The 9,834-nt window shown below is 30.2% G+C and carries 13 protein-coding genes; 1 reads left to right on the top strand and 12 read right to left on the bottom strand.

The annotated features are described in order from the left end of the window. From RMO70_RS10090 to RMO70_RS10040, 11 genes are all read right to left on the bottom strand, one after another. The coding region (locus tag RMO70_RS10090; RefSeq protein ID WP_310556316.1) for an AsmA family protein at positions 1-716 on the bottom strand (716 nt) is incomplete at its 3' end. A gap of 21 nt (positions 717-737) precedes the next feature. Then, positions 738-905: a heavy metal-binding domain-containing protein gene (locus RMO70_RS10085; protein WP_310556315.1), complete on the bottom strand. Its 168-nt coding sequence runs from the start codon at positions 903-905 to the stop codon at positions 738-740. 3 nt (positions 906-908) lie between these two features. Further along, positions 909-1,877, bottom strand: a complete 969-nt coding sequence (locus RMO70_RS10080; RefSeq protein ID WP_310556314.1) for an MlaD family protein — start codon at positions 1,875-1,877, stop codon at positions 909-911. A gap of 12 nt (positions 1,878-1,889) precedes the next feature. Continuing rightward, positions 1,890-2,624 carry an ABC transporter ATP-binding protein gene (locus RMO70_RS10075; protein WP_310556313.1) on the bottom strand — a complete coding sequence of 245 codons (735 nt, stop codon included), beginning with the start codon at positions 2,622-2,624 and terminating at the stop codon, positions 1,890-1,892. 4 nt (positions 2,625-2,628) lie between these two features. Continuing rightward, positions 2,629-3,387 (bottom strand): ABC transporter permease, encoded by a 759-nt coding sequence (locus RMO70_RS10070; RefSeq protein ID WP_310556312.1) that lies wholly within the window; start codon positions 3,385-3,387, stop codon positions 2,629-2,631. A gap of 3 nt (positions 3,388-3,390) precedes the next feature. Next, the gene (locus tag RMO70_RS10065; protein ID WP_310556311.1) at positions 3,391-3,882 is read right to left on the bottom strand and encodes a TspO/MBR family protein; all 492 of its coding nucleotides are present in this window, start codon (positions 3,880-3,882) and stop codon (positions 3,391-3,393) included. A 149-nt stretch (positions 3,883-4,031) separates the two neighbouring features. Next, positions 4,032-4,487: a PA2169 family four-helix-bundle protein gene (locus tag RMO70_RS10060; protein WP_310556310.1), complete on the bottom strand. Its 456-nt coding sequence runs from the start codon at positions 4,485-4,487 to the stop codon at positions 4,032-4,034. A 103-nt stretch (positions 4,488-4,590) separates the two neighbouring features. After that, a complete protein-coding gene (locus tag RMO70_RS10055) occupies positions 4,591-5,430 on the bottom strand; it encodes a universal stress protein (protein WP_310556309.1) in 840 nt (279 codons plus the stop codon). 68 nt (positions 5,431-5,498) lie between these two features. Further along, on the bottom strand, positions 5,499-7,124 hold the full coding sequence (locus tag RMO70_RS10050; RefSeq protein ID WP_310556308.1) for a L,D-transpeptidase family protein: 1,626 nt from the start codon (positions 7,122-7,124) through the stop codon (positions 5,499-5,501). Between the two features lie 3 nt (positions 7,125-7,127). Further along, positions 7,128-7,511 carry a hypothetical protein gene (locus RMO70_RS10045; protein ID WP_310556307.1) on the bottom strand — a complete coding sequence of 128 codons (384 nt, stop codon included), beginning with the start codon at positions 7,509-7,511 and terminating at the stop codon, positions 7,128-7,130. Next, entirely contained in the window at positions 7,511-8,062 is a 552-nt protein-coding gene (locus RMO70_RS10040) for an NAD(P)H-dependent oxidoreductase (protein ID WP_310556306.1), read from the bottom strand. Before RMO70_RS10040 ends, RMO70_RS10045 begins: the two co-directional genes overlap by 1 nt. A gap of 153 nt (positions 8,063-8,215) precedes the next feature. On the opposite strand from RMO70_RS10040, the gene RMO70_RS10035 reads away from it, so the two are divergent. Beyond that, positions 8,216-8,821 (top strand): 2,3-bisphosphoglycerate-dependent phosphoglycerate mutase, encoded by a 606-nt coding sequence (locus RMO70_RS10035; protein WP_310556305.1) that lies wholly within the window; start codon positions 8,216-8,218, stop codon positions 8,819-8,821. Positions 8,822-8,825: 4 nt separating this feature from the next. On the opposite strand, the gene RMO70_RS10030 is transcribed toward RMO70_RS10035, so the two are convergent. Next, positions 8,826-9,824: an NADP-dependent oxidoreductase gene (locus tag RMO70_RS10030; RefSeq protein WP_310556304.1), complete on the bottom strand. Its 999-nt coding sequence runs from the start codon at positions 9,822-9,824 to the stop codon at positions 8,826-8,828. Positions 9,825-9,834: the final 10 nt, after the last annotated feature.

Raw genomic sequence — 9,834 nt, 5'->3', positions numbered from 1 at the left:
TTTTCTAAATTTGATTTATCAATTTTTATTTTCCAATTATTAGTAACTTCCTTTTGGATTTCATTCAATTTAACTTTACCAATTTTATCTAAAATAAGTGAAGCTGAAGTGTTTTTTAAATCTAAATTTTTGATTTCAATTTGTTGATTTTGTAAATCAAAAGTTTTAATTTTTGCATCAAAATGATTTAGATTAACTAAAATATTATTTTTAGAAACCGAATCAATATAAGTAAATTTGATTACATCTAAATTAATTTTATCAATAGAAAATTCCATTGGTGGCGAATCATCTTTTGATTTTTCAGGTGATGTAAATGCTTTTATAATGTAATCAAAATTAAAAATGCCGTTTTTGTTGGTATAAATATTGGCAGTAATTGTGTTAAAATCAACCGAATTTATTTCGATTTTATTGTCCAACAATTTTAATAAACTAATGTCAACTGTTATTTTTTTTGCAGATAACAAGGTTTTTTTTGATTCATCTTCAAAATAAACACCTTCAAGAATAATTAATTTTGGAAGTCCAATTTCTACTCTATCAATTTTAATTTTGGTTTTAATTTTAGTTTGTAAATAGGCAACAGTTTTTTCTTTAACATAATATTGCACTTTAGGAATTTGCAAAACCAATGCAATCAATAAAAATATCCCTATAATTATTAAAATGAAATAAGTTATAATTTTTAATATTTTTACGAAATATCTTTTCAACTTTTTTTCGGTTTATAAAGTTCAATTGTTCCTATTATGATTTAACTTCTTTCCATTTGAATCTAATTTTTCAGGTTTTTCAGGAACAGAAACTGTTAAAAACATTCCACATTGGGAACATTTATCGTTTAATTTCCCTTGAATTTCAGGATGCATAATACACGCATATTTATTTTCTGTTGTATTCATAATTTATTCTATTTTAGCGATAAATAATTTTTCGGCTTCGGCTTTCTTTTTTTCTTCAGCTTTTTTCTTTTTCTTAAAAAAACCTCTAAGTAGAAAATTGTGTTTGGCTGCTTCTTCGATTTCTAATAAGCTTTTAGATCCTTTTTCGATATTTGTAAGTGACGAATCTAGTGAAGTTGCCAAACGCTCGTTAGTTACCAATTTTGATAAAATGCCTTTGTCTGAATTCATTTTTTTACTAAAAACTTCAAATTCGTTTGAGCTTTTCTCCAAGTTTGATAAAGTTTTTTCTATTGAATTTGCATAATTTGGGTTGGTCATCAACTTAGACAATGTTCCGTTCTTATCATTCATATTTTTAGTAAAAACTACAAACTCGTCGGAACTTGTTTGCAGATTTGCAATAGTTTTATCTAATCCGTCAGCAAATTCTTCATCGGTTAAAACCTTGTTCAATGCCCCTTTTCCTTTATTGATTTTTAGGCTAAATTCTGAGAGTTGCAATGTTATAATTTCAGCATTATCGACACTTTTGCGCAAACCTTTCATTAAATCTTCCAATTCTACAGCCTTTGTAGAGGCAATTGTAGCATTATCCTTTACAATAGCGTTTGATGATGTTCCTGGTGAAATGGTGAGTACTTTATCACCCATCAATCCGTCGGATCCAATACTAGCAGTGGCATCCGTTTTGATGAATTGTTGAATTTCTTCTTTGATAATCAAATCCACAACAACAGCAGAATCGGATACAAACTCTATTTTTTTTACAGTACCAATGTTGATTCCGGAAAACCGAACATTGTTTCCTACTTTTAGTCCACTGACGTTTTTGAATTGTGTTTTTAAATGAAAAGTTGATGCAAATAAATTTTTGTTTTTTCCAATAAAATAGATTGTAACCACAAATAATGTTAATCCCAAAAGAACAAACATTCCTAGTTTCCAGATATAATTTGAAGATTTTTTCATAGTGCTATTTTTTTAAATAAAAAAAGATTTTACCCATTCGTCATCACTTTTTTCGAGTTCTGCATACGTTCCTTCAGCATTTATAATACCATCTTTGAGAATCATAATTCGGTTTCCCGTTCTTTTTGCACAAGCCATATCGTGAGTAATAATAATAGATGCTGTTTTGTATTTTTTTTGAACCGAAAGTATCAATTCACTTATTTCTCTTGAGGTTATGGTATCTAAACCCGATGTAGGTTCATCATACAAAATAATTTCTGGGTTGATGATTAAGGTTCTTGCGAGTCCAATTCGTTTTCGCATTCCGCCAGATAATTCGGATGGCATTTTGTCTATGGCTTCTTTTAAACCTACATTTTCTAATGCTTCATTAATTTTATTTTCAATTTCTTCGTCAGATAAATCTTTGGTATGATGCTTTAATGTAAAAGCTAAATTTTGACGAACCGACATTGAATCGTACAACGCACCATTTTGAAACATAAACCCAATTCTAACTCTAATTTGATTTAATTCATTGTTTTTCATATTAGTAATGTCAGTTCCAAAAACTTTAATTTCGCCTTTATCGGGTTCAACCAAACCAACTAAACATTTTATTGCAACCGATTTTCCTGAACCTGATCTGCCTAAAATAACCAAATCTTCACCTTTATTTACCGTAAGATTTATCCCTTTTAGAACTTCATTTTTTCCAAATGATTTCCATAAATTTTTGATTGATATGATAGGTTCATTGTCCATAATTCTAGAAAAATAAATCGGTTATTTGTACCGCCAACATATCAATTATAAAAATGGAAAGCGAGGCTGCAACCACAGCTTCGTTGGCTGCAATTCCTACACTTGCTGTTCCATTTTTGGCATTAAATCCTTTGTAGCAACCTATTAAACCTATAAAAAACCCAAAGAAAAATGTTTTGATAACCGCTGGCATTAAATCTAAAAATTCCAAATGTTCAACTACATCAGAAAAATAGCGTAACAAACTCATACTTCCACGCACATTATATCCTATATATCCACCAAAAATTCCAATTAAATCAGCAAACAAAACCAAAATGGGCACCATCAATGTGGTCGCTAAAATTCGTGTTACAACCAAATATCGATATGGATTTATGGCAGAGACTTCCATAGCATCAATTTGTTCAGTCACTTTCATAGAACCTAATTCGGCACCAATTCCTGAAGCAATTTTTCCAGCACAAATCAAGGCTGTAATCACTGGAGCAATTTCTCGGATTAATGATAATGAAACCATACTTGGCAACCAACTTTCTGCTCCAAATTTAGTCATTGTTGGTCGTGATTGAATGGTTAAAACCAAGCCCATTATAAAACCCGTTATGGAAACTAATGGTAATGACTTATATCCAATAGCGTAACATTGTCGAAAAAATTCGTTGATTTGAAACGGGAGCTTGAAGATTTCTTTAAAAAATCGTCCTGCAAAAATGGAAAAATTTCCTGTTTCTTCAAATATATTTTTGATGTAAGCCTGCATAATTTAACAGTTTAAAACCCAGAGTTTATAATTGAGAATTGTGGCGAAAAAAACCCAAGAAATATAAGGAACCAATAACCAAGCTGCGGTTTTTGAAATTTCGGCAAATCGAAAAATGGTAAAAAAAATGAGAACAATCATTACAATAATTTCTATAAAAGCGCATAATGGACATTGCAATTTGAAAAATAAAATTGTCCACCAAAAATTCAAGAATAATTGAGCGGCAAAAAATAACATTGCTTGCTGTTTCATTGGCTTTATGGAATTACTTTTCCATACTATCCATAATGAAATTGCCATTAAAAAATATAAAATTGTCCAAACAGGACCAAATAAATAACCTGGAGGATTCCAAGAAGGTTTAATAATTGTGTCATACCAAGTATTATTTTGAGTATTAGTCAAAAATCCAGAAATGATACCTGTTGATTGACAAATTATAATACAAATTACTAATTTCCAATTATTTGACAATGTAGTTGTTGTTTCCATATATTTTTGGATATTAAGAAAAACCCACAAAATCATTAAATCTTGTAGGTTTAAAATCATCAATGCCATTTGTTAGTACCAAAACAGATTGCTTTGGTGAGCTTCTTCTTCTCTTGACTAAACAACATTGATTATTCTGTTAATTTTTTTTAATTGGCAATTGTATCTCGCAATTTTTTTACTTTATCGTGATCAACTTTCAATAAAGCATAGTGTTTGTTCAACATATCTTGCTCTTTCGAGTTGGTGTCTTGATGGTCTTGAATCAGTACTTTTTTATAGGTTTCCAATGCTGCATCTTCACCATATTCACAAGAATCAAGAATTGCTTTTCGATCATTTCCAGTCAATGCTGCTTTAAGATCCATCCACACACGAAAGAATTTTCCTGTAACTCTGGTGCCTTCATCAGGTGTTCCGCCAAGTTGTATAACTTCTGCAACTAATTCTTTTCTGCATTCGACGCTGGTTTGCATAAAATCCGAAAAAAGCATTTTCAAATCGGTTTCTTGTGCTTCAGCTTCAGCGGTTTTGTAGCCTTCTATTCTGTCGTTATTAATTACGATTAACGAGTTAAACGCTTCAATTGTTTTTTCGGTGTCCATTTTATTTGAATTTTATATTACTAATTTTATAATGGTAAAATTCTATATATTAAGTAGTTAAATTGTTATATAACTTTTGGAATATGTTTCAAAATTCCTATGTTTATGTAATATACTTCTTGAAAACCAACATTGGTGTTTTAGTATCAAAAGCCAATTCGACTGATAAACTTGATAAAAATAATCGACTGAACCAGTTGCGATTTTGTTTGGTAAAAAGCACCACAATAGAAGGTTTGGCTTTCGAAATATCGCTTTCTAAATGAGATAAAAGTGATGTTCCAGAATCCAATGGTCGCAAATGGAATTTGATTTTTTTTGTCTCGTGATTATTAATCAATTTGTTGAATTTATTCTTATTTATTTCAAAAAATGAATTGTAATCATAATGATAAACATTTAGTTTAGCTTCTAATGGAATGACAAATTTTTCTATTTTTTTAAATTCTTCTTCAAAATTTTTAAAATCGGATGCAAAAAATAAAGAATTAATAGGTTTAACGCGATAATTTTTGGGTACAATTAGTACTGGAGTTGGAGAAAAAGCAATCAATTGTGAAGCCGTTGTGCCAAACAATTGACTTAGTTTTCCTAATCCAATTGTACTCACACAAATATATTTGGCATTGTTGGTTTTTGCATATTCAATAATTTGATTGCTGGCTACCATTCCTACTTCGCAAACGCATTTATAATTTATTTTCGAAATTTTATTTTGATGGAGTATACGCTTTATAAATTTATCAATTAATATTTGACTTCTTTTCAACTCATCCATTTCAAACTGTGCATAATACACATTATCCCAAATAGAAGGTCTAAAAATAGTGACCACATTGTAAAAAATGAGTTCACAATTAGTTTGCGTTGCCAGTTGCAGAGCAAACAGAATTCCTTTTTTGGAATTGGCAGAAAAATCGGTTGTTACTACTATTTTGTCCATATTTTCTATTTTTTATTTTTTATTTTAAATATTGATTTTTAATATTGCACTTGATATTGTTATTGAATTCATTCCACAAAAATTTCTTTTGCAAGATCATCGTCCAAGTTATAAATATCATCTCTAAAATTCAGGTTATTATTACTATCCACCCAAGCTGTAAAATAGGTAATATAAACTGGCATATTGGGTTTGATTGCAATTCCAGTTTCAGTATTAGTTTTCAATACTTTATCTACTTTTTCTTGATTCCAAGAAGTATCATTTTGAAGTAAATGCATTACTAATTTTTTAGGGTTTTCTACTCGAATACAACCGTGGCTAAAGTCTCTTTTGTTGCGATTGAACAATTCTTTTGATGGCGTGTCGTGCAAATAAATACTAAAACTGTTTGGAAAAAGAAACTTCACTTTACCCAATGAATTATTGTTTCCTGGTTTTTGCCTGATAATAAAAGGAACATTTTTTGAATATTTTTTCCAATTAATTGTTGAAGCATTTATTGCTTTACCATCATTAGATACAACTTCCATATTATTTCTAGATAAATAATTTGCATTGCGTTTTAGTTTGGGTAAAATTTCGTGATTAATAATACTGTTTGGCACATTCCAATAGGGATTTAGAATAATTCTGGAAATATTTCCTCTAAAAATACTGGTTTGCTTCGCCTCTTTTCCTACAACAACATTGGTCTCCCAAATGAGTTTTTTGCTTTCAAAAACGTGCAATTTATATTCTGGAATATTGACCAATAAATAATCATTTTCAATCTCGACTGGTACCCAACGCAAACGCTCCATATTGACCAACATTTGTTTAATGCGGATATCGACCGTTTTGTTCAATTCAGCAATTGTTTTGAAGTCTAATTTTCCGTTTTCTGGCAAACCAACTCGTTGCTGAAAGTTAGAAATCGCATTTGCCAATTCCATAGTGTACAATACGTTATTATCATTTGATTTTAAATCCCCAGATAGAACCAAACGCTTTTTTACCTGAATCAAAACCGAATCAGATTCGGTTTTTGTTAGAAATTCTTCTTTCATTTTAATTAGTGGGAAACCACCTTTTTTCTGAATATCTCGATACAATCGTAGCTTTTCTTTAAGTTTGGAATAATATAAATTTACAGGTTCGTAGGTTTTTTCGTTTTCAGCTTTCAAAACCATTGAGTCTAACAAAACTTGATAATTTTTCTTACTTCTAGGAATATACCAATCGAGTTGGCGTGCGGTTTTATTGATGCCAGAAAATGCTTTTTGGGAATATTTAAAGAAAGTAGTTGTAAGTATTAATTCTAATTTTTCACGTTGTTTTATATTAATTTCGTTTTGATTAGGATTGGTTTTTATCATAGTAACTAACGTATCCAATTGAGCATTATTAAATGTTTTATCTTCAAAATCGTTGCTGTAATTAAGCAATTGATTTTGAAAATTAGGTACGGCTTGTGTCATTCCTTTTTTGTTGAACCAAGCGTATTGAAAATTTCGGTTTTTATAAAATAGATTCACTTCATTAACAACCGTTTCATTTTCAGAATTGGTTTTAAAAAAAGATTCAATAACTGATTCCGAAAGAAATAAATCTGTGTAATTTTGAGTTTTAATTGTTGATACAATAGCTTTATTTTCTTTTTTACAACTAATAAAAAATAAGAAAATCAGTATAATTTTGGCGATAATTTTCATAATTTACTTTTTAGAATGACTTTGAATTTCTTCAATTTCATATTTTTCTTTTTTAATATCTTGACGGATAAATGCAAAAATGCTCATATAAACATTGGCAATCCAAACCAATGAAAATAAGGCAATTACATAACCTCTCCAATCATTAATTAGTAATTTATAATCCGAAAATAGTATAAAAAACAAGGTTACATAATGGCTAAAACAATATTCGCAAGTAAAAAGATAGAACATTTTGCGTAGGAATAATGTTTTAGAATTTTGGCTTTTTTTAATACAAAAATCTCGTAGTTCTTTAAAAATCTCTTCGTGTGTAACCGTCCAAGCCACGCAAGAAATTGGAATTGCAAGTGTAAAAAGCCAAATTATTTGTATGTATAAATTCATTATTTCTGACTCGATTCGATACATTTAACAAACTCATCAATAAAAATTTGGGCAAAACCATCGGTTTCTTTTTTGTTAGTTGGAACACCAAAATCATCAAATTTTTCTTGTACTCTCGATACTGGAAAATTGGCTGTAAAAGTCCAAGCTCGCATTTTCCAAAATATAAATTGCAAATGTGTCAATGCTTGCAAACCTCCAAAATCTCCACCCGAAACTGTCGAAAAAGCAATTGGTTTTCTGTGCCATTCTTCATACAATAAATCAATCACGTTTTTCAAACTAGCAGGAATACTTCCGTTATACTCAGGTGTAACAATCATAATTCCATCTGATGAAATGATTTTATTTTTGAATTCTAATGATGTCAAACTCGGATTAGATTGGTTTTTTAATCGCTCCTCAAAGATTGGAAAATTATACGAAGCCAAATCTAAAATTTCGACGGTTGCCAGTCTATTTTCATTTAAATAATGTTGAAAATAAAGAGCTACATTATGACTTTTCCTTCCTGTTCGGATGCTAGATGAAATGATTGAGATGTGATACATTATTTATTTTTTTTCTAATTTAGAACTAAACAAATATGGCAATCATAAAGTGCTTTTTTGTTATATAAAAATTGCAAAATGTTGTATAATTCGCAGGTTTTTATGCAAAGTATACTAGTTTAATTATCTTTATAGTAAAGAAATAATGAACTTATGTCAATCCTCATTTTAGTTCGTCACGGACAGTCAATTTACAACTCAGAAAATCGTTTTACTGGAAGTTTGGACGTTGATTTAACCGAATTTGGTAAACAAGAAGCCAAGATTGCTGGATTGAAATTAATTGATTTTAAATTCGATTTTGCCTATACATCAACTTTAAAAAGAGCACAAGAAAGTTTGCAAATTATTCTTTTAGAAATGCATCAAACTAAAATTAAAGTTATAGAAAATGAAGCCTTGAATGAAAGAAATTACGGCAATTTGCAAGGTTTGAATAAAGATGAAACCATAAATAAATTTGGAGCAAAACAAGTAGCAATTTGGCGCAGAAGTTATGCTATTTGTCCGCCTGAAGGCGAAAGTTTGGAAGATACTTTCAATAGGACAATTCCGTTTTATAAACTAGAAATTGAACCTAAATTGAAATTAAATACTACAATTTTGATTGTTGCTCACGGCAATAGTTTGCGTGCATTGGTAATGCATTTAGAAAATATTAGTAAAGAAGAAATTCCGAATTTAAATATTCCAACTGGTGTACCAAAAAAATATATTTTTGATGAAAATTTGAATGTTTTGGAAAATAAATATTTGTGATTACTTAGGCTTTGATAATCATTTTTCCGGTATTTTCTCCTTTAAATAATCCAATTAATGCAGTTGGTAAATTATCAAAACCATTTCCAATAGTTTCTGTAAATTTCAATTTTCCATCTTTTACCCATTCACTCAAATGTTTCATTCCTTCTGGAAAATGAGCGCTAAAGTTTCCAACAATGAATCCCTGCATTAACACACTTCGGGTCAATAACATTGGCTGAATTCTTGGTCCAACTGGAATTTCGGTACTATTATAAAGCGAAATTTGTCCACATAAAGCAATTCTAGCATTAAAATTAATATTGGCAATAACGGCATCAGATATTTCTCCGCCCACATTATCATAATAAATATCGACGCCATTTGGACAAACTTTGGCAATATCCTTTTTTAAATCTTTAGTAGTTTTATAATTAATGGCTTCATCAAATCCAAATTTATTTTTTAGCAAAACTACTTTCTCATCAGAACCAGCAATTCCAATTACACGACAGCCTTGAATTTTGGCAATTTGCCCAACTACCACACCAACTGCACCCGCAGCGCCAGAAACAACAACTGTTTCATCTTTTTTTGGCTTGCAAATGTGCATTAAACCAAAATAAGCGGTCAGACCAGTCATTCCTAAAATGCCTAAATAATAACTTTCAGGGGCAATTTTACTATCAATTTTTTGTAAACCTTTTTCAGAAACAACCGATTGTTCTTGCCAAGGTAACATTCCGACTACAATATCTCCAGATTTGAAATTATCGGATTTACTTTCCAAAACTGTTGCAGTAATGCCACCATTTATGGGCTTGTCAATTTGAAAAGGTTCAGCATAGGATTTTGTATCGTTCATTCGCCCACGCATATAAGGATCGACCGAAAAATAATTGGGTTGTAGCAAAACCTCACCGTTTTTTATTTCGGATAATGTTATCGTTTCGATTCTAAAATTTGCTGCTGTTGGAGTTCCTTTTGGTCTTGATGCCAAAACGATTTGCTTGGTTTTCATCGCAATTTTG

The sequence above is a fragment of the Flavobacterium sp. genome (assembly GCF_031422135.1).
In the GTDB taxonomy this organism is placed as follows: Bacteria; Bacteroidota; Bacteroidia; order Flavobacteriales; family Flavobacteriaceae; genus Flavobacterium.
The sequence above is the reverse complement of the archived record's forward strand: the minus strand, read 5'-3'. Positions and strand labels throughout refer to the sequence as shown.

What these genes read in the sequence shown, in the direction of transcription:
- RMO70_RS10035 (WP_310556305.1), top strand. Translation starts at nt 8,216, where the DNA reads ATGTCAATCCTCATTTTAGTTCGTCACGGACAGTCAATTTACAACTCA.
- RMO70_RS10065 (WP_310556311.1), bottom strand. Translation starts at nt 3,882, where the DNA reads ATGGAAACAACAACTACATTGTCAAATAATTGGAAATTAGTAATTTGT.
- RMO70_RS10085 (WP_310556315.1), bottom strand. Translation starts at nt 905, where the DNA reads ATGAATACAACAGAAAATAAATATGCGTGTATTATGCATCCTGAAATT.
- RMO70_RS10060 (WP_310556310.1), bottom strand. Translation starts at nt 4,487, where the DNA reads ATGGACACCGAAAAAACAATTGAAGCGTTTAACTCGTTAATCGTAATT.
- RMO70_RS10030 (WP_310556304.1), bottom strand. Translation starts at nt 9,824, where the DNA reads ATGAAAACCAAGCAAATCGTTTTGGCATCAAGACCAAAAGGAACTCCA.
- RMO70_RS10070 (WP_310556312.1), bottom strand. Translation starts at nt 3,387, where the DNA reads ATGCAGGCTTACATCAAAAATATATTTGAAGAAACAGGAAATTTTTCC.
- RMO70_RS10080 (WP_310556314.1), bottom strand. Translation starts at nt 1,877, where the DNA reads ATGAAAAAATCTTCAAATTATATCTGGAAACTAGGAATGTTTGTTCTT.
- RMO70_RS10055 (WP_310556309.1), bottom strand. Translation starts at nt 5,430, where the DNA reads ATGGACAAAATAGTAGTAACAACCGATTTTTCTGCCAATTCCAAAAAA.
- RMO70_RS10045 (WP_310556307.1), bottom strand. Translation starts at nt 7,511, where the DNA reads ATGAATTTATACATACAAATAATTTGGCTTTTTACACTTGCAATTCCA.
- RMO70_RS10040 (WP_310556306.1), bottom strand. Translation starts at nt 8,062, where the DNA reads ATGTATCACATCTCAATCATTTCATCTAGCATCCGAACAGGAAGGAAA.
- RMO70_RS10050 (WP_310556308.1), bottom strand. Translation starts at nt 7,124, where the DNA reads ATGAAAATTATCGCCAAAATTATACTGATTTTCTTATTTTTTATTAGT.
- RMO70_RS10075 (WP_310556313.1), bottom strand. Translation starts at nt 2,624, where the DNA reads ATGGACAATGAACCTATCATATCAATCAAAAATTTATGGAAATCATTT.